Annotated in this window: 16 protein-coding genes, 1 tRNA gene and 1 pseudogene; 3 read left to right on the forward strand and 15 right to left on the reverse strand. The window is 65.4% G+C overall.

Going from position 1 to position 18496, the window contains the following annotated elements; genetic code table 11:
- Positions 1–114, forward strand: a pseudogene (locus CV770_RS43610) (IS110 family transposase); the annotation flags it as partial.
- 57 nt (positions 115–171) lie between these two features.
- On the opposite strand, the gene CV770_RS36200 reads toward CV770_RS43610, so the two are convergent.
- The 5 genes from CV770_RS36200 to CV770_RS36220 all read right to left on the reverse strand — a co-directional run bounded on the left by CV770_RS36200 (position 172) and on the right by CV770_RS36220 (position 5440).
- Positions 172–1497 carry an MATE family efflux transporter gene (locus CV770_RS36200; RefSeq protein WP_104465745.1) on the reverse strand — a complete coding sequence of 442 codons (1326 nt, stop codon included), beginning with the start codon at positions 1495–1497 and terminating at the stop codon, positions 172–174.
- A 2-nt stretch (positions 1498–1499) separates the two neighbouring features.
- Positions 1500–2234: an MBL fold metallo-hydrolase gene (locus CV770_RS36205; protein WP_104465746.1), complete on the reverse strand. Its 735-nt coding sequence runs from the start codon at positions 2232–2234 to the stop codon at positions 1500–1502.
- A 21-nt stretch (positions 2235–2255) separates the two neighbouring features.
- Positions 2256–2561: a DUF6460 domain-containing protein gene (locus tag CV770_RS36210; protein WP_018320831.1), complete on the reverse strand. Its 306-nt coding sequence runs from the start codon at positions 2559–2561 to the stop codon at positions 2256–2258.
- Positions 2562–2744: 183 nt separating this feature from the next.
- A complete protein-coding gene (locus CV770_RS36215) occupies positions 2745–4406 on the reverse strand; it encodes an ATP-dependent DNA ligase (RefSeq protein WP_104465747.1) in 1662 nt (553 codons plus the stop codon).
- The gene (locus CV770_RS36220) at positions 4403–5440 is read right to left on the reverse strand and encodes a ligase-associated DNA damage response exonuclease (protein WP_104465755.1); all 1038 of its coding nucleotides are present in this window, start codon (positions 5438–5440) and stop codon (positions 4403–4405) included. Before CV770_RS36220 ends, CV770_RS36215 begins: the two co-directional genes overlap by 4 nt.
- A 172-nt stretch (positions 5441–5612) precedes the next feature.
- On the opposite strand from CV770_RS36220, the gene CV770_RS36225 reads away from it, so the two are divergent.
- The gene (locus CV770_RS36225; RefSeq protein WP_104465748.1) at positions 5613–6539 is read left to right on the forward strand and encodes a class I SAM-dependent DNA methyltransferase; all 927 of its coding nucleotides are present in this window, start codon (positions 5613–5615) and stop codon (positions 6537–6539) included.
- 115 nt (positions 6540–6654) lie between these two features.
- A complete protein-coding gene (locus CV770_RS36230) occupies positions 6655–7884 on the forward strand; it encodes an ABC transporter substrate-binding protein (protein WP_165637778.1) in 1230 nt (409 codons plus the stop codon).
- 246 nt (positions 7885–8130) lie between these two features.
- Here the strand turns inward: CV770_RS36230 and CV770_RS36235 are convergent, their stop codons facing one another.
- The 10 genes from CV770_RS36235 to CV770_RS36280 all read right to left on the reverse strand — a co-directional run bounded on the left by CV770_RS36235 (position 8131) and on the right by CV770_RS36280 (position 17860).
- Positions 8131–8973, reverse strand: coding sequence for an amidohydrolase family protein (locus tag CV770_RS36235; RefSeq protein ID WP_104465749.1), 843 nt, complete (start codon positions 8971–8973; stop codon positions 8131–8133).
- A 3-nt stretch (positions 8974–8976) separates the two neighbouring features.
- Positions 8977–9954: an aldo/keto reductase gene (locus CV770_RS36240; RefSeq protein ID WP_104465750.1), complete on the reverse strand. Its 978-nt coding sequence runs from the start codon at positions 9952–9954 to the stop codon at positions 8977–8979.
- Positions 9955–10056: 102 nt separating this feature from the next.
- Positions 10057–10989: a sugar-binding protein gene (locus CV770_RS36245; protein WP_038973213.1), complete on the reverse strand. Its 933-nt coding sequence runs from the start codon at positions 10987–10989 to the stop codon at positions 10057–10059.
- Between the two features lie 95 nt (positions 10990–11084).
- Entirely contained in the window at positions 11085–12167 is a 1083-nt protein-coding gene (locus CV770_RS36250; RefSeq protein WP_201760190.1) for an ABC transporter permease, read from the reverse strand.
- Positions 12167–12925, reverse strand: coding sequence for an ATP-binding cassette domain-containing protein (locus CV770_RS36255; protein WP_091965826.1), 759 nt, complete (start codon positions 12923–12925; stop codon positions 12167–12169). The genes CV770_RS36250 and CV770_RS36255 overlap by 1 nt, the downstream gene beginning before the upstream one ends.
- Positions 12926–12937: 12 nt before the next feature.
- Positions 12938–14260: a xylose isomerase gene (gene xylA, locus CV770_RS36260; protein ID WP_104465752.1), complete on the reverse strand. Its 1323-nt coding sequence runs from the start codon at positions 14258–14260 to the stop codon at positions 12938–12940.
- Positions 14261–15715: a xylulokinase gene (gene xylB, locus CV770_RS36265; RefSeq protein ID WP_104465753.1), complete on the reverse strand. Its 1455-nt coding sequence runs from the start codon at positions 15713–15715 to the stop codon at positions 14261–14263.
- Between the two features lie 81 nt (positions 15716–15796).
- A complete protein-coding gene (locus CV770_RS36270) occupies positions 15797–16867 on the reverse strand; it encodes a LacI family DNA-binding transcriptional regulator (protein ID WP_104465754.1) in 1071 nt (356 codons plus the stop codon).
- Positions 16868–17015: 148 nt separating this feature from the next.
- The gene (locus tag CV770_RS36275; RefSeq protein WP_104465756.1) at positions 17016–17597 is read right to left on the reverse strand and encodes a helix-turn-helix domain-containing protein; all 582 of its coding nucleotides are present in this window, start codon (positions 17595–17597) and stop codon (positions 17016–17018) included.
- 189 nt (positions 17598–17786) lie between these two features.
- Positions 17787–17860: transfer RNA gene (locus CV770_RS36280), tRNA-Gly, on the reverse strand.
- Positions 17861–18496 lie beyond the last annotated feature (636 nt).

Genomic DNA, 18496 nt, shown 5'->3' on the forward strand with positions numbered 1-18496 from the left:
CAGGTCGGCAAACCGGCCAAGCTCGCCCTCATTGCCGTTGCCAGGAAGCTGCTAACGGTCCTTAACGCTATGATGCGCGACAGGAAACCGTACCTGAAGGCCGGCCCCCAATAACAGTTGCCGGCTCAGCGCAGCAGCGTTTCACGCTGCAGCGCGTCCGGGACACGAGAGCTACGCCTTCGAAAACGTCGCCCGGAACTGCGCCGGATAGCGTGCGGCCTGCAAGCCGCCGCGCGAGAGGTAGGAAGCCATCAGCGCGCACCACAGTCCGGCATTGCCGAGCGATTGCAGCGCCCACCAGGCGGCGAGGAAGATCAGCAGCGAAGCCAGCATCAGATTGCGCATCTCGCGCGCCCAGGTCGCGCCGATATAGATGCCGTCGAAGCCGAAGGCGAACACGCCGGGGATGGGCACGAGCACGACGAACGGCAGGAATTCGCGCGCGGCACGGCGGACGTCGTCACTCGCCGTCATGAAATCGATCAAGGCGGGCCCGAACAGCGCGAACAGTCCCGACACCACCAGCGCGAAGCCGAGGCCCCACATCAGCACCAGCCGGGTCGAATCCGCGAAGCCCTTTGCATCGCGCGCGCCAACGGCGCGGCCGCAGAGCTGCTGCGCTGCGTTGGCGAGACCGTCGAGGAAGAAGGCGCTGACCAGCAGGAAATTGTTGAGCACGGAGTTGGCGGCCAGCGTGACGTCGCCGGCCTGCGCGCCCTTGGCGGTGAAGAACAGGAATACGGCGATCAGCGCCGCAGTGCGGATCAGGATGTCGGTGTTCACCGCCAGCATCCGCAACAGCTTGTCGCGGTCGAGCAGGGTCGCGTACGGCACGGCGAAGCCGCCATCGGCATAATGGCGGCAGACGATCACGCCGAGGGCGAACCCGACCGCTTCCGACAACAGCGCGGCGATCGCGGCACCGGCGATGCCGGTGTCGTAGATCAGCACGAGCAGGATCGTCGCCGCCATGTTGACGAGGTTGATGACGACCTGAAGCAACAAAGCCGAATTGGCGCGGGCCTGTCCGATCAGCCAGCCGAGGATGACGTAATTGGCGAGCGCGAACGGCGACGACCAGATCCGGATCTTGAAGTAGGTCTTCGCGGCCTGCGTCACACCTTCGCTGCCGCCCATGAGGTCGAACAGCAATGCGGCCAGCGGCAGTTGCAGCACGATCAGCGCGGCGCCGATCAGGCCGGCAACGATGAAGCCGCGCGCCAGGATCGCGGTCGGCTCGCGCGTGTCACCCGCGCCCAGCGATTGCGCGGTGAAGGCGAGCGTGCTCATCCGCAGGAAGCCGAACAACCAGAACAGGCAGTCGAAGATCACCGAGGCCATCGCCACGCCGCCGAGCAGCGCGGCATCGTCAAGACGGCCGATCGCCGTGGTCGAGACAATGCCGATCAGCGGCGTGGTCAGGTTGGCGACCATCGCCGGACCGGCGATGGCGAACACTTCACGTGTGCCGACTTTGGGATGGACGGGCGCGTGCATGGTCAGAACACGACGACCATGCCGTCCTCGGCCGCCATATAGGGCAGAGCCTCGAGGCGCGACAGCATGTCGTCGCTCATATGGGTGAGGACGAGCCGCTTGGCGCCGATCGCGGGCAGATGCTGTTCCAAGGTCTTCAGGCTGAGATGGTTCTTGACCACCTTCTCGTACATATAGGCCTCGGCAATGAAAAGATCCGCGCCATGTGCCAGCGGAATGAGCGTCTCCGTCCATTCGGTATCGGCGCTGTAGGCGAGCGTGCGGCCCTCGACCTCGACGCGGTAGGCGAGGAAGGGACCGCCGGATTCGCCGTGCACGACCGGATAGGGCGTCACCGTCACGGCACCGAAAGTCCGGCCTTGCTCGGGCGAGAGCTCGACGACATTTAGCTCGAAGCGCTGCTGTGTCTTCGAGGAGCGCTCGAATAGCGCCTCCATCACCTCGCGCAGCCGCGTCTCGATGCCTTGCGGGCCGGCGATCGTCAGCGGCCGCGTCCGCCGCGAGAATTGCGCGTCGAGCAGGACAAACGGCAGCCCGGCAAAATGATCACCGTGGAAATGCGTGATCAGGATGAGATCGATGTCCTCGCACGCGATCTCGAGCCGCTTCAGCGCCGGCAGAGCCGACGCGCCGCAATCGATCAGGAAGTTGGCCTCGCGCCCCGAGACGTGGAAACAGGTATTGAGCCTGCCGCCGGAGCCGAAAGCATCGCCGCAGTCGACAAAGCGCAATTGCATCGGCTGCGGACCTTCAAAATCTCACCGGCCGCGCGGCGTGCCGAACACGCGCGAGAGCAGCCAGATCGGGATCACGATGACCGCGCCGAGCAGGAAGTAGCGCCACAGCCAGTTGATGGTGTCGAAGCCGAGATCCCACAGCCGCTGGAACAGCAGGCGAATGCTGGTGAGGATGTTCCAGGGATCGAAGCCGATCGCGGCGAGCACGACGCCGACCAGGATCGAGAGCAGGACCAGGCGAAACGCGACCGCCAGCGGCGAGCCGCCGAGAAAGCGGTTCAGCCCGTCGTTGCGGCCGGCCGGCAAATCTCTGACGTCTTGGACCATCTCAAACTCCTCAGGGGATTCGACCCATTATAGGGCACGGCGAGGCACATGGGGAACCCCGGCCCGACCGTCAATCAGCTTACCGCGTTTTAATTCAGGCACGCGCGTGCCGCGGGCTCCCAACCTCTCCGCTTGCGGGAGAGGGGGCGCACTGCCGTCATGGCCGCAATCGAGCCATCTTCCTCATGCCTCAATCTCCACCGCCTCCGCCTTCAGCATTCTCTCCAGCGTCTCCAGCCGATCGGCCTCGCGCGGCGGCTTGTCCCAGCGCAGGCGGCTGATGCGGGGGAAGCGCATGGCGACACCGGATTTGTGTCGCGGCGAGCGCTGCAGGCCCTCGAACGCCACCTCCAGCACCAGCCCCTTGTCGCCCTCATGCACGACATGACGGACGGGGCCGAATTTTTCCGTGGTGTTGCGGCGGACGAAGCGGTCGATCTGCAGAAGCTCCTCGTCGGTGAAGCCGAAATAGGCCTTGCCGACCGGCACCAGTTCGTCGCCGCCCTCGCCCGCGGTCCAGACGCCGAACGTGTAGTCGGAATAATAGGACGAGCGCTTGCCGTGACCGCGCTGCGCATACATCAGCACGGCATCGATGATGTGCGGATCGCGTTTCCACTTCCACCACTGGCCCTTGGAACGTCCGGGCAGATAAGGCGCATCGCGCCGTTTCAGCATCACGCCTTCGACGGCGTCCGCGTCTTCGCCGGCACCGGCACTTGCGGGATCGGCGCGGGCGGCGGTCAGCGCCTCCCAGCTTGCGAAGGCAACGGTCGGCGACAGATCGATGCGGGGATCGCTAAGCTTCCCGATGAAGGTCTCAAGCCGCTCGCGCCGCTCCGCGAACGGCAGCTCGCGCAAATCGTTCTCGTCGTCGCCGAGCAGATCGTAAGCGCGCAGGTGAATCGGAAATTCCTTGATCAGCTTTGGCGAGACGACCTTGCGGTTGAGCCGCTGCTGCAGGACGTTGAAACTCTGCACGCGGCCCTCTCGCAGGATCAGAAGCTCGCCGTCGATCGCGCCGGGCAAGCGCAGCGACGGCACGAGATCGGGAAAGCTCCCCGTGATGTCTTCGCCGGTGCGCGAATAGAGCCGCGCCGTGACGTGGCCGCGCTCGTCGCGCCCTGCCACCGCCTGCACGCGGATGCCATCCCATTTCCACTCGGCGATGTAGTCGGCGGGATCGAGCGCGGCGAAATCGCTGTCCTCGATCGCATGCGCCAGCATCACCGGGCGGAATGGCGCGGGATCGCGATTGACCGGCTTTTCGGCGCGGCCCTCCAGCCAGGCGAACAGATCGAGATAAGGTGGCGCAAGGCCAGGCCAGATCAGCTCGACGTCGTGCGGATCCTTGTCGCCGAGCGCGGCCGCCGCAGTCTTCGCCAGCCGTGCCGAGATGCCGATGCGAAGCGCGCCGGTGACGAGTTTTAGCAGCGCCCAGCGCCCGGTCTCATCAAGCTCGTCGAGCCAGCGCTCAAGCTGCTTTGGCAGCTCGGTCTTGCCGAGCGTGCGCAGTGTCGTGACCACTTCGGTGAGCGATGGGGGCGGCGGATTGTTGTGGGCGGCTAGCGCAGCCTTCGGCCACATCAGCGCCACCGTCTCCGAGAGGTCGCCGACATAGTCGTAACTCAAGCCGAACAGCACCGGATCAGTGCGCGCGGCGATGAGATCGCGGATCAGGGCGGGCTTGGCGTGCTTGAAGCTGAGCGCGCCGGTCAGCGCGGCCAGCGCGTAGCCGCGGTCGGGGTCTGCGACCTCACGGAAATAGCCGGTGAGCAGCCGCAGCTTGTTGTTGCGGCCGGGCTCGTAGGCGAGACGGTCCAGGAGTTCGGCGAAGCGGTTCATGCTTCGGCCTCGTCAATGGCCGGCGTCTCGCTCTCCTCCTCGTCGCCATAGCCGACGAGGTCGAGCGGCTGCGCTTTCAGGCCTTTGCTCTGGCACCAATGCACCAGCGCATCTTCCTGGCCGTGCGTGACCCAGATCTCGCCGGCACCGGTCGCGCCGATGGTGGCGGTGAGGCCGTCCCAGTCGGCGTGGTCGGAGATCACCAGCGGCAGCTCGATGCCGCGCTGCCGCGCCCGGGCGCGCACGCGCATCCATCCTGACGCGAACGCAGTGACCGGATCGGGAAACCGCCGCGTCCAGAGATCGGAGGTCGCCGAGGGTGGCGCCAGCGTGATCGTGCCGGCGAGCGCCGCCTTCTTCACGCCCTTCACCGGCCTGAGCTCGCCGAGATCGATTCCGCGGCTTTGGTAGTACTCTGTGATCTTCTCCATCGCGCCATGCAGATAGATCGGGGCGTCATAGCCGGCCGCGCGCAGCAGCGCGATCACGCGCTGGGCCTTGCCGAGCGAATAGGCCCCAACCAGATGCGCGCGCTCGGGAAACAGCGCGACCGAGGCCAGTAGCTTCTTCACCTCGTCGCTCGCATCGCCATGCCGGAATACCGGCAGCCCGAACGTCGCCTCGGTGATGAAGACGTCGCAGGGCACCAGCTCGAACGGCGTGCAGGTCGGATCGGGCGCGTCCTTGTAGTCGCCGGAGGCGACGATGCAGGTGTCCTTGCAGGTCACCGCGATCTGCGCTGATCCCAGCACGTGGCCGGCCGGGTGGAATTTCACGCAGACCTCGCCGAGCCGCATCTCCTCACCATAGTTGATGGCTTGCATCGATCCGGCAAAATTCTCGCCGTAACGCAGCCGCATCATGTCCAGCGTTTCCTGCGTCGCCAGCACCGCACCATGGCCGGCGCGGGCATGGTCGGAATGGCCGTGGGTGATCACGGCCCGCTCGACCGGGCGGACGGGGTCGATATGGAAGCCGCCGGGCTTGCAGCACAGGCCGGCAGCAACTGGCAGCAGGATGTCTTGGGGGCGCATGATGGTCATATAGTCACGGGGCCCCGATATTCACCGGTCATGCGCGGGCTTGACCCGCGCATCCATCCCCCTAAAGAGTTCCTTGTTTGATGGATTGCCGGGCCTTCGCCGCGCCGGAGGGGCTTCGGCCCCGCAGGCGGGTCAAGCCCGGCGATGACAATCGGTTCCTCCAATGCCCCTCCGCCTATTCCAGTCCTCCGGCGATCTCATGGCCGACCGCCGCTTCGAGTTCGCGCGCGATCTCCAGCTCAAGGGCGACCTGCCCGCCGCCGCTGACCTCATAGAGCAGGCGATCGAGCTCGCGCCTGACTTCACCTCGGCCTGGTTCACGCTCGGCGAAATCCGTCAGCGGCTCGGCGAGCGCGACAAGGCCATCGCCGCCTTTCGAGAAGCGCGGCGGTCCGATCCCGACGACCACCATGGGGCCGGCCTGCATCTGATGCGGCTCGGCGACGCGCAGATGGCCGAAATGCCCAAGGCCTATGTGCAGGCGCTGTTCGACCAATACGCCCCGCGCTTCGAGCACACGCTGGTCAACGATCTCGACTATCGCGCCCCGGCGCTGATCTTCAAGGCGGTGGTGGCCGCGCGGGTCGACGCGAAGAAGCCGGCCTTCTTCAAACGCACCATCGATCTCGGCTGCGGCACCGGGCTTGCGGCCGCCGCATTCTCGAAGCAGGTCGATCATTTCATCGGCATTGACCTGTCGCCCGGCATGATCAAGGAGGCGCGCGCCACCAACCTCTACGCCGAGCTCGAAGTCGCCGACATGATCGAAGGGCTGCGGAGCAAGGGCGATGGATGCGCGAACCTCGTCGTCGCCGCGGATGCGTTCGTCTATCTCTCCGATCTCGCGCCGGTGTTCAACGAAGCCAGACGCGTGCTCGTATCCGGCGGCGTGCTCGCCTTCACGCTGGAGACGCACGATGGCAGCGGCATCGTTCTCGGCGAAGGCCTGCGCTATGCCCATTCGGCGGAATATGTGCGCGGTGCCATCGCCAAGGCCGGGCTCAAGCTACTGACGTTGGAGCCGGCCTCTCCACGGATCGAGAACAACGAGCCGGTGCGCGGCCTCGTCGTGGTCGCCGAGAAAACTTGAGTCTAGGCGCTAGCGCCCGGCGATTTGAGCGTCATTGCGTCGCAAAGCCGTGACTTCCCACTTGCGAGCCGTGCTGCGTTCCCAGCACAATGCGCATGCCAGGGAGAAACAGATCATGACGAAGAATCCATCGCGGCGCGATTTCAGCGCCGCCGCGCTCGCCACCATCGCCGCATCCACCTTGCCCGCGCCGTATGTCTGGGCCGCGGAGAAGAAATACGATGCCGGCGCCAGCGACACCGAGATCAAGATTGGGCAGACCGTGCCGCATTCCGGCCCCGGCTCGCTCTACGGCGTGTTGGGGCGCATCGGCGAGGCCTATTTCCAGATGCTGAACGAGAAGGGCGGCATCAACGGACGCAAGGTCAAGTTTCTCACCATGGACGATGCCTACAGCGCGCCGAAATGCGTCGAGGCGACGCGGCGCCTGGTCGAGCAGGAGGAAGTGCTCGCGCTGTACGGCTCGCTCGGCACCGCGCCGCAGACCGCCGTGCACAAATACCTGAACTCCAAGGGCGTGCCGCAGTTGCTGCTCAACACCGGCGCGTCGAAGTGGAATAACCCGAAAGAGTTCAAATGGACGATGGCGGGCCTGCCGCTCTATCCGACCGAGGCGCGCATCCTGGCGCGGCACGTCGTCAGCGTGAAGCCCAATGCCAAGATCGGCATCCTCTACCAGAACGACGATTTCGGCCGTGACTTCCTCGGTCCCTTCAAGAAAGTTTTGGAGGACGCCGGCGGCACCGCAAAGGTGATCATGGAGCAGACCTACGATCTCACCGAGCCGACCGTCGATTCCCAGCTCATCAACCTCTCGAAGTCGGGCGCCGACGTCTTCTACAACATCTCCACCGGCAAGGCGTCGTCGCAGTCGATCCGGAAGGTCGCCGAGCTCGGCTGGAAGCCGCTGCAGCTTCTTTCCGCCGGCTCAACCGGCCGCTCGATCCTCACTGCCGCGGGCCTCGAGAACGCCACCGGCATCGTCGCCATCCGCTACAACAAGGAGGTCGGCCTGCCCAAATGGGAGAAGGACCCCGACGTGATGGCGTTCGAGGAATTGCGCAAGAAGTACACGCCGGCCATCGACCCCGACAACACCATCGCCTTCGCCGGTTACGGCCAGGCCGTGACCATGGGCGAGATCCTGCGCCGCTGTGGCGACGACCTCACCCGCGCCAACGTGCTGAAGCAGGCCTCGAACCTCAAAGGCTTCCATTCGCCCTACTTCCTCGACGGCGTCACCTACAGCTACACGCCCGAAGACTACACGCCGATGAAGACGCTTTTCATCTCCACCTTCACCGGCAAGGACTGGGACATCTCCGACAAGCCGATGTCGGAGTAGGCCGGGGGCACGCCGCCGCTGCTTCCCTTCTCCCCTTGTGGGAGAAGGTGGCATAGGCGGCCTTCGGCCGCCGTTCTTAAGAACGCCGAAGCGAAGCTTCGGCTATGGCGCCGGATGAGGGGTTGCTTCAGCAAACTCACATGTAAACGATAGCTCGCGGAGAGAGACCCCTCACCCGTCTCGCCGCTCCGCGGCGAGCCACCCTCTCCCACAAGGGGAGAGGGTAAGAGCGCGCATCCGCTGCAATTAACTTAACCGATACGCCCGCGCGGCATTCACGCCAAAAGCCTTGTCCCGCAGCTGCGGGCCAAGCTTCGCCAGACAAGCCTCCAGCGCGTTCTTGATCTCGCCATAGCTTCCCGCAAGCAGGCACACCGGCCAGTCCGAGCCGAAGATCAGCCTGTCCTCGCCGAAACATCTTGCGGCGTGCGCGACGAACGGAAACAGCCGCTCTGCATCCCAATCATTCCAGACCGCCTCGGTCGCGAGCCCTGAGATCTTGCACCAGACATTGCCGCAAGCCGCGAGCGCCTTGATGCGATCGGCCCACTCGTCGCTGCCGCCGTCGGCAATCGGCGGCTTGGCGGCGTGATCGAGCACGAAGCGCGCTTGCGGAAAGGCCTGCGCGGTTGCGATCGCCGACGGCAGCTCGCGGGCGCGGACGAGAAAATCATAGGCGAGATCATGCGCGAACAAAGCGGTGAGACCGCGCTGAACGTCCTCGCGCAGCAGCCAATCGGGATCGGCTTCATCGTGGACCTGGTGACGAATTCCGACCAGCTTGCCGCCGCCGGGTGAAGCGCGAAGCCGATCGAGCGTTTCGCCGAGCGCACCATCCGTCAGATCAGCCCAGCCGACCACGCCGACGACGAAGGGATTTTCGTGCGCAATGCGCAAGAATTCCTCGGTCTCCTCGAGGGAGGAGCGGCATTGCACCACGATGCTGGCGTCGATGCCGTTCGCTTTCAACAGTGGCGCAAGATCCGCCGGACCAAAGGCGCGGCGGATCGGCGTCAGCTCGTCCGCTGCCATCCAGGGATAGTCGGCGCGCGCAGGATCCCAGAAATGCTGATGGCTGTCGATGATCATGCCTTACGCCCCACCCGGCAGCGGCGCGCGCGCATCGACGAGGTTTCGTGCCCGCAGTTCCTGCCAGAAGGCCGCCGGCACCGCTTTCTCCGACATCGCGATGTTGTCGGAAACCTCCGCGGCGTTGCGCGCCCCCATCACGGCGACCGTGACGGCCGGATGCGCCATGCAGAACTGGAGTGCGGCCGCTTTCAGTTCCGTGCCATGCCTGCGGCAGAGCGCGTCCAGCTCCAGCGCCCGCGCAACGAGCGAAGCATCGGCGTCCTGATAGTTGAACTTCGCACTGGTATGCGGATTGGCGAGGATGCCGCTGTTGTAGATGCCGCCGAGCAGGATGCCGATGCTCTTTGCCTGACTGACCGGAAACAGCGCATCCAGCGCGTCCTGATCGAGCAGCGTGTAGCGCCCGGCCAGCAGGAAGCAATCGACCGACACGGCCTCGGCGAAACGGACAAGCATCTCCGACTGGTTCATGCCGGCACCAATCGCCTTCACCGTGCCCTCGCTGCGCAGGCGCTGGAGCGCGCGGAAGGCACCGGCGACGGCGTCGTCATAATATTCGTCGGGATCGTGCACCAGGAGGACGTCGACACGATCAAGCCCGAGACGGACCAGGCTCTCCTCGACCGAGCGCAGCACGCCGTCATGGCTGAAATCGAACACCGGCCGCTCGCGTGGCGTGCCCTTATAGTGCTCGTCCTCGGCGGCGCCGTCGTCCGGCGCGCGCAGCAGGCGGCCGACCTTGGTCGAGATGGCGTAGGAGTCGCGCTTCTGCTGCCGCAGGAAGCCCCCCAATCGCCGCTCGGCGAGGCCGAAGCCGTAGAGCGGCGCGGTATCGAAGAAGCGCACCCCGAGCGACCAGGCGCGCGCGATCGTCGCTTCCGCATCGGCATCGCTGACCGGGCTGAACAATCCGCCGAGCGGGGCGGAACCGAGACCGATTGAAGTGACGTCGAGCGAGCCGAGCCGCGACCGTTTCATTCCCATTGCCTTGTCTTCATTTCAACAGTCCAGATCATCTCCCCCGCTTGCGAAAACCGCAAGCGGGGGAGGCATGCAGGAGCGCGGGGCTGGCGGACGCTCCTACTTCAACATCTGCGCGACGTTGTCCTTGGTGACGAGGTCGAGGCCGGTGTAGACGATTTCCGGCACCTTCTCGCCCTTCTTGATGGCGAGCAGCGTGTCCATCGCCTTCTCGCCCATCTCGAACGGACGCTGGCCGACCAGCGCATTGGCATAGCCGTCACGCAACAGCTCCAGCTGCATCTTCAGCGTATCGGCGACGACAAGCGTGAACTTGCCGGAATCGATGTCCTTCTTGTTCCTGCTGGCGAAGGCCTTGAAGCCTTCAGGCGCGAACATCGGCCAGCCGCCGATGGGCACGATAGCGGCGAGATCAGGCGTCGCGGTGCGCATGTCGGTCATCTGCTGGACCGCGAGTGCCGGATCGTCGTTGCAGAAGGTCGGGGAGCCCGCGACCTCCGTCCATTTCGACCCCTTCAGCGCCTCGCGGACGCCGTCGACGCGCTCGGCGAGGTTCTTGGCGCCGGGGCCGCCCGAGACCATGGCGTATTTGCCGCCGTCGGGGCGCATCTTCACGAGCTGCTTGCCGAGTGCGACGCCGAACTCCTTGTTGTTGGTGCCGATATAGGCGATGCGTTTGGAGCCCGGCGCGTCGGCATCGAAGGTGATGACCGGAATGCCGGCGGCCGTCGCTGCCTCGATCGACTTGGTCATAGCCGCGACGTCGGCGACCGAGATGGCGAGCCCGTCGACCTTCTGGGTGACGAAGTCCTGGATGATCTGGGCCTGCGTCGCCGGCTCATGCTCCACCGGCCCCTTGTAGATGCACTCGATATTGCCGAGCTCCTTGGCGCGCTTCAGACAGCCGTCGCGCGCGAAGTCGAAGAACGGATTGTTCATCGCCTTGGGCACGATGACGAAGCGGTAGTTCGCGGCCAACGCCGGCGTTGCCATCATTGCGACGGCGATGCCGGCAAGAAGAAGTTTCCTCATTGTCTCCTCCACCCTTCTCTGGCGCCCGTCCTCTTTGAAACGTCCGGGAAGCGGACAGGCGGCATCTTCGTTGTTTTCCCGGAACGACGTCACCTTCAGCTCATCCGCGAGCGGATGCGGTCGACCAGCACGGCCAGGATGATGATCACGCCCACCAGCGTCTGCTGCCAGTAGGAGGAAACCTGCGCCAGCACGAGGCCATTGCGGATCACCTCCAGCAGCACGCAGCCGACGATGGCCCCGAGCGGACCGCCGATGCCGCCGGCGAGGTTTGCGCCGCCGATGACGGCCGCCGCGATCACGTTGAGCTCGTAGGACGTCGCCATGTTGGCGGGCGCCGATCCGAGCCAGCCGGAGATGATGATGCCCTGCAGGCCGGCTGCGAGCGCGCAGATCACATAGACCTCGATCTTCACCCGCACGACCGGAATGCCGGTCAATTCGGCCGCCTTCTCGTTGCCGCCGAGCGCGAAGACGTGGCGGCCGAACGAGGTGTGATGCAGGACCACGGCCATCGTCAGTGCGAGGATCACGAGATAAATGAAAGGCACGGGCACGCCGAGCACGTCACCCGAGGTGAGCGCGTAGAAACGATCGGCATCGGGCCCGCCCGGAAAGCTGCCGCGGCCGTTGGAGACGACGTAGCCGAGCCCGCGCACGATCGAGAGCATGCCGAGCGTGGTGACGAAGGGCGACAGGCCGAGCACCGCGATGCAGAAGCCGTTGACGAGCCCGGCGATCAGCGCGACGCCGAGGCCGGCGAGGATCGAGACCAGCAGGATCAGGCCGGGCACATTGGCGAGCACGGTCTTGCCGTCGGCCGCCATGTGCACGAACAAGGCGCCTGCGGGCGAGCCGGGCGCCGAGAGCTCGGTCATCACCATCGAGGTGATCATGGCCGAGAAGCACATCATCGACCCCACCGACAGATCGATGCCGCCGGTGATGATGACGAAGGTGACGCCGAGCGTGGCGATGGCGATGAACGAGAAGTTCTTCGCCACGTTCTGCATGTTGCCTTCGGTGAAGAAATATGGGCTGGCGAAATGCATGATCACCAGCAGCACCGCGAGCGCGAGCAGCACGTAGCCGGTCTGGGAGGCGAAGATGCCGCGCTGCCACCATCTGATCCGGCCGACATTGGTGAAGCTGATCGGGGATTCCATGGGCATGGCCATCACGCCGCCTCCTTCGCGCCGGTGATGAGGGCGGTGACTTCCTCTGGCGAGGTCTGGTGGATCGGCTTGTCGGCCCGCTTCTCGCCGCGGCGCATGACGATGACGCGGTCGCACACTGCGAACACGTCGGGCATGCGGTGCGAGATCAGCATCACGGCGACACCCTGCTCCTTGAGCCGGTGGATCAGCCCGAGCACCTGCTCGACCTGGCGAACAGAGATCGCGGCGGTCGGCTCGTCCATCATCACCAGCCGCGCATTGGAGAGCCGCGTCCGCGCGATCGCGACCGCCTGACGCTGGCCGCCCGACATCTGCTTGACGAGATCGTCGGGGCGCGTCTCCGAGCGCAGCTCGCCGAACAGCTCCAGCGCGCGTGCCGCCATCGCCTTGTGGTCAAGCAATGCGATGGGCCCGAACCTGCGCTTCAGCTCGCGGCCGAGGAACACGTTGGCCGCCGCCGTGAGATTGTCCGACAGCGCGAGGTCCTGGTAGACGACCTCGATACCGACCGCGCGGGCATCGACCGGCCGGCTGAAATGAACCGCGTCGCCGGCAAAGCGGATCTCGCCGTGACTGGGACGGAAATTGCCGGCGATGATCTTGACCAGCGTCGACTTGCCCGCGCCGTTGTCGCCCATCAGGCCGACCACTTCGCCTGGCATGACCTGCATGTCGACGCCGTGCAGCGCGCGGATCGCGCCGAACTCCTTGCCGATGCCGGTCAGCTCGAGGACCGGTCTCGCGTCAGCGTTTGCCATCAGCAGCCTCGCTCAGACATAGCGGTTGACCAGGGATTCCAGATATTCCTGCCGGCCCGAGCGCGGCTGCGGTTCGAAACCGGGACGAAGCGCGCGGTCGGCGAGATCGGCGAGCGAACGTTGGCCGCCAAGAATGGCGCGGCCCTCGGTGCCGGCCCATCCCTCGTAACGCTCGGTGAGCGGCGCCGTGAGGGCACCGGCATCGACCATGTCGGCGGCGGCGAGGAACGCGCGCGCGCACGCATCCATCGAGCCGACATGGGCGTGGATCAGATCGTCCGGATCGATCGACTGCCGCCGGATCTTGGCGTCGAAATTGAGCCCGCCGGTGGTAAAGCCGCCACGGTTCAGGATCTCGTGAAACACCAGCGCCAGCTCCGGGACGTTCATCGCGAACTGGTCGGTATCCCAGCCGAGCAGATCGTCGCCGCGGTTGACGTCGAGCGAGCCGAACACGCCGAGCGCCTCGGCCAGCGCGACCTCATGGTGGAAGGAGTGACCGGCGAGGATGGCGTGGTTCTGCTCGATGTTGAGCTTGACGTCCTTTAAGAGGTCATAGCGCGCAAGGAAGCCGTAGCAGGTGGCGACGTCGAAATCATATTGATGCTTGGTCGGCTCCTTGGGCTTTGGCTCGATCAGGATCGGCCCCTTGAAGCCGATCTTGTGCTTGTGCTCGACCACCAGCGAGATGAAGCGGCCGAGCTGGTCGAGCTCGCGCTTGAGATCGGTGTTGAGCAGCGTCTCGTAGCCCTCGCGCCCGCCCCACAGCACGTAGTTCTGGCCGCCGAGCCGGTGCGTCACCTCCAGCGCGGCGCGGACTTGGCCTGCCGCGTAGGTGAAGATCTCCGGATCCGGATTGGTCGCCGCGCCCGCCATGTAGCGACGATGCGTGAACAGATTGGCGGTGCCCCAGAGCAGGCGCACCTTGCTCGCGGCCATCTTCGCTTCGAACAGATCGGCGATCGCATTGAGATTGGCGACGGATTCCGCGAGCGAGCCACCTTCCGGCGCGGCATCGACGTCGTGGAAGGTGAAGAACGGCACATCGAGCAGGCGGAACAGCTCGAAGGCGACGTCGGCCTTGGCCCGCGCCTGCGCCATCGCGTCACCGCCCTGATGCCACGGCCTCAGGAACGTCTCGCCGCCGAAGGGATCGCCGCCCGGCCAGCAGAACGAATGCCAATAGCAGACCGCAAAGCGCAGATGATCCTCCAGCCTGCGGCCGTGCACGAGGCGGTCCTTGTCGTACCAGCGGAACGCGGGCGCCTGTCCCGCATCCTTGCAGGCGAAGGCGACAGGTGTAGTTGCATCGAAGAATTTGGCTGACGCGTTCACTTAAGAGCACTCCTTCAATGCGGGATAAAGCTCGCGCCATCGCCGATAGGCCTCGTCATAGGCCTCCGTGACGGATGCGCGGGGCGTGAAGCTCGCGAGTCGCCGCGGGCGGGTGCAGACCGCTGCGGGTCTCTCGCCGGTCACCGCGAGCCGGCCTAGCCTGGAGGCGCCGAGGGCCGCCCCCACCTCGCCTTCCTCGATGCGATGGACGGGAATGCCGAGCACATCGGCGCAGATCTGCGCCCACAGCGACGAGCGCGAGCCGCCGCCGACGAGATCGAGCTCGGCAACAGGCCCGCTCGCCGCGCTCAGTGCCGCCAGATTGTCGCGCGCGGCGAAGGCGACGCCTTCGAGCACGGCCTGCACGATCTGCGCTCGCCCGGTCGCACCGCGCAGGCCGACGAAGGCGCCGCTGGCGGCGGCATCGTTGTGCGGTGTGCGCTCACCGTCGAGATAGGGCAGGAATCTGATCGGGCTCGGCCCATCGACGCGCTCGCCGAGCGGCGCCAGCAGCGCTGCGGCCGGCGTCTCCATCACACCGGCGAGCCAGGCCAGCGACGCCGCCGCCGAGAGCATCACGCCCATCTGATGCCAGAGACCGGGCAACGCGTGGCAGAACGCATGCACCGCCGAGGCCGGCGCCGGCGCGAAGCGATCGGTGACGCGGAACACCACGCCGGAGGTGCCCAGCGACAGGAACGCATTGCCCGGTGCGATCGCGCCGAGCCCGATCGCGCTCGCGGCGTTATCGCCGGCGCCGCCCGCGACAACGACATCTTTCGCCATGCCCCAGCGCTGCGCGAGTCCCGGCGCGAGCATGGCGCTCACCTCGCTGCCCTCGACGAGGCGCGGCATGTGGTGAAGATCGAGCCCCGTGGCATGCAGCAGCAGGGGCGACCAGCGGCGCAGACCGACATCAAGCCACAGTGTGCCGGCCGCATCCGACATATCCTCGATCATCTCGCCGGTCAGGCGATAGCGCACATAAGCCTTCGGCAGCAGCACCTTTGCGATTCGCGCGAAGATTTTTGGCTCATGCCGCGCGACCCACAACAGCTTCGGGGCGGTGAAACCGGGCATCGCGAGATTGCCGGCAATCGCGTGCAGCGACGGGCAACGCTGCTCCAGCACGGCGCATTCGGCCTGCGAGCGGCCGTCGTTCCAGAGGATCGCCGGACGCAGCGGCCGTCCGTCCTCGTCGAGCAGCGTCGCGCCATGCATCTGGCCCGACAGGCCGATGCCGCGGACCCGCGTGACCTCGCCTGGATGGCGGGCGGCGAGATCGTCGACCGCACCGATGGCAGCATCGACCCAGGAATCGGGGTCCTGCTCGGACCACAACGGCGCCGGATGCGACAGCGCAAGCTCGCGCGCCGCCGTCGCGAGGATCGCGCCGGCTTCGCTCACGAGCACCGCTTTCACACCGGATGTGCCGATGTCCAGTCCGAGATACAAATCGTCCTCCTCTTTGCCCTTTTGCGAGGCGCGATCTTGACGTCACGCTCTCCGCCACGGCCCGTTCGATATCCACTGCCGCTAGGGCAGATTGTCCCGCATCACGATGTCGATCCTGATCTTCTCCTGTTCGCGCAGGATCGGCTCGCCGCGGGCGAGCGCGAGCAGCACGCGCACCGCGGCACGCGCTTCATGTCCGGGGTTCTGCGAGATCGCGGCATCCATCACGCCCTGCAGCAGCAGCCGGCGCGTCAGCACGGTGACGTCATGACCGACGAACACGACCTCGTTGCGACCGGCATCGCTCACCGCCTTGTCATTCAAGGCCTTGTCATTCAAGGCGTTGGCGACGCCTTGCGTGCCCGCGCCGACGTTATAAAGGCCGACGATGTCGGCATGCTTGCCGAGCAGCCGCGCCAGCACCTGTTCCGAACGATCGTCCTCGTCGCGCCCTTCCAGCACCGGCAGCACGCTGAGCCCTGGGAATTCCGACGCCATCACCTGGTTGAAGCCGAAGATGCGCTCGGCATGGTCGCGCAGGCCCTGCGAGCCCGCGACGATCGCGACCTTGCCGGACTTTTGGCCGGCCAGCCGCCCGACCAGCGCGCCGGCGGTGCGTCCCGCGGCAATGTTGTCGATGCCGACATAATGGTGGCGGCGCGACGACGGCACGTCCGAAACCAGCGTCACCACCTTGGTGCCGGCATCGACGAGATCGTTGATCGCGGCGCGGACGCCCGGATGATCCAGCGCCACCACGGCGACGCCGTCGTAATCGCCCGACAGCGCCTCCAGCGTGCCTGCGAGCACCGAGGGGTCAAACACGTCGGTCGCGACCATCTCGACATTGAGACGGCGAACCGTGAGCCAGGCCGACATCTCGCCGAGATAGGCCTCGATCTGCTGCATGAACGGGTTCGGCCCCGACGGCATAACGAAGGCGAAGCGGCGGGCGCGGCCGCGGGCGAGCTCCGCGGCCGCGACGTGCGGCTGGAACGCGTTGCGCTCGATCGCCGCCTTGACGCGCCGCACCGTGTCCGGCCGCACCCCCGGGCGGTTGTGCAGCACGCGGTCCACGGTCGCGAGGCTGACGCCCGCCTCGCGGGCGATGTCCTTCAGCGTCAGCGCGGTCGCGGTGAGAGTCTCGGCCATCGCTGAAGGTTAGCAGAGGTGTTTTGAGGTGCGCAACTCATTTTGAGGGCCGTGAGCTCCTGAGTCGGCGAACAGGTCCAAGCGCTCCCGCAACCGGCCTGAGCATTTGACGGACTTGTCGACAGGCCATGACAGGCCTGCTCTGATCTCACATCTTCCCGTAGGAGGCGCCGCGCCGCGTGATGATGACGTAGCGTGCGTCCTGCTTGGTTTCGTTCTCGAAGATCACCGCGCGCATCACGTCGAAATCCAGGCAGTCGCCTTCGCGCAGACGCACCGCCTTGGCGTCGATGTGCACGGCGATCGCGCCCTGCAGCATCAGCAACTGCTGGGTAAAGGCGTTGCGGCCCCAGGGGCTGTACGGCACCCGCGCGCCGGCCGGCAAATCGACGACGATGATCTCGATGCCGCTGGCCGCATCCGTCGGCGAGGCGTGCCGCCGGCGATAGCCGCTGTCGGGATCGCGCCAGTGCGGCTGGTCGGCAAGCCGCACCAACCGCTCCGGCGGCTTCTCGGCGAGCGCGACGACATCGCTGAGCGACACGTCGAGCGCCGCGCAGAGTCTTCCCAGCAGCGCAGCCGTCGCGCTGCTCTGCGCCCGCTCCACTCGCCCGATCATGGCACGGCTGACGCCGGACCGCGCCGCGAGTTCGTTCAACGTCATGCCCGCCTGAGTCCTCAGCGTCTTCAGGCGGCGACCGATCGCGCGATCGAGTTTCTGCTGGTCCATCTCTTTGCAGGTCCTGGCCTTCATCCAAGCGCTGGCCGGCGCAAGGGCCGCCCCGGGGATGAGCAGAGCTTAGGCCAATGGAAAGTTTAGACCGGACGAGAGCAGCTAATATATTGGAATCTCAGACCCGCGCGAATGCGCATTGGCGCCTGCAAGTCCGGTCGTTAATGGACATTCAATCGGGGAGCTTGGAGCGGGCGAAGGGAATCGAACCCTCGTATGCAGCTTGGGAAGCTGCCGTTCTACCATTGAACTACGCCCGCAATCTCTTGAGATTGCTATAGATTTTTATCTCGCCGGAATTGGCGTGGCACGGTTTTGGCACTCCGACCGCAGTCACCGTATCCACCCCGCATGCAAATTCATATTGAACACCAGTAGGGAGTCAAGCACGCCGAGTACCTTGTGAGACGTCCGGACGGTTAAACGCGTCGGCTATGTGCGTCGACTGCACGACCTGTTTACCGCCATACCCCAAGTCGGCGTAAAAAGCGTGCCCTTTCGACACTCGACAAAGAGCTTCGGACATATTTCGTCCGATTGTCACGCACCCGACTCGAGGTCGATTCTCGAATGCTTCCACGGACGAGACATTGCAGGCAGCATTGCATCCAATTGGGTAGCGCCGAGCTTTGACCTTGCTGAATTGATCAGACAATCAAACACTTTGAAGAGTATGGTGCCCAGGAAAGGATTGCGAAGGCCCGGCCAAATAGTATTGAAAGTATTGATAAATTTCAAGTCGTGCCGAACTTTGTTACACACTCTTGTGTAGTCGTCCGTTCTTTAATCGCGGGCACGATGTCAACCCCGATAGACAAAAGTGATCCACTGCCGGGTTCATGGTTCTTTCCGCGGTCGTCTCTACAGCCGCCGCATGATGGCGTTCAACAGGCGCC

The sequence above is a fragment of the Bradyrhizobium sp. AC87j1 genome (assembly GCF_002936975.1).
Taxonomy (GTDB): Bacteria; Pseudomonadota; Alphaproteobacteria; order Rhizobiales; family Xanthobacteraceae; genus Bradyrhizobium; species Bradyrhizobium shewense.

What these genes read in the sequence shown, in the direction of transcription:
- CV770_RS36200 (WP_104465745.1), bottom strand. Translation starts at nt 1,497, where the DNA reads ATGCACGCGCCCGTCCATCCCAAAGTCGGCACACGTGAAGTGTTCGCC.
- CV770_RS36205 (WP_104465746.1), bottom strand. Translation starts at nt 2,234, where the DNA reads ATGCAATTGCGCTTTGTCGACTGCGGCGATGCTTTCGGCTCCGGCGGC.
- CV770_RS36210 (WP_018320831.1), bottom strand. Translation starts at nt 2,561, where the DNA reads ATGGTCCAAGACGTCAGAGATTTGCCGGCCGGCCGCAACGACGGGCTG.
- CV770_RS36215 (WP_104465747.1), bottom strand. Translation starts at nt 4,406, where the DNA reads ATGAACCGCTTCGCCGAACTCCTGGACCGTCTCGCCTACGAGCCCGGC.
- CV770_RS36220 (WP_104465755.1), bottom strand. Translation starts at nt 5,440, where the DNA reads ATGCGCCCCCAAGACATCCTGCTGCCAGTTGCTGCCGGCCTGTGCTGC.
- CV770_RS36225 (WP_104465748.1), top strand. Translation starts at nt 5,613, where the DNA reads ATGCCCCTCCGCCTATTCCAGTCCTCCGGCGATCTCATGGCCGACCGC.
- CV770_RS36230 (WP_165637778.1), top strand. Translation starts at nt 6,655, where the DNA reads ATGACGAAGAATCCATCGCGGCGCGATTTCAGCGCCGCCGCGCTCGCC.
- CV770_RS36235 (WP_104465749.1), bottom strand. Translation starts at nt 8,973, where the DNA reads ATGATCATCGACAGCCATCAGCATTTCTGGGATCCTGCGCGCGCCGAC.
- CV770_RS36240 (WP_104465750.1), bottom strand. Translation starts at nt 9,954, where the DNA reads ATGAAACGGTCGCGGCTCGGCTCGCTCGACGTCACTTCAATCGGTCTC.
- CV770_RS36245 (WP_038973213.1), bottom strand. Translation starts at nt 10,989, where the DNA reads ATGAGGAAACTTCTTCTTGCCGGCATCGCCGTCGCAATGATGGCAACG.
- CV770_RS36250 (WP_201760190.1), bottom strand. Translation starts at nt 12,167, where the DNA reads ATGGCCATGCCCATGGAATCCCCGATCAGCTTCACCAATGTCGGCCGG.
- CV770_RS36255 (WP_091965826.1), bottom strand. Translation starts at nt 12,925, where the DNA reads ATGGCAAACGCTGACGCGAGACCGGTCCTCGAGCTGACCGGCATCGGC.
- CV770_RS36270 (WP_104465754.1), bottom strand. Translation starts at nt 16,867, where the DNA reads ATGGCCGAGACTCTCACCGCGACCGCGCTGACGCTGAAGGACATCGCC.
- CV770_RS36275 (WP_104465756.1), bottom strand. Translation starts at nt 17,597, where the DNA reads ATGGACCAGCAGAAACTCGATCGCGCGATCGGTCGCCGCCTGAAGACG.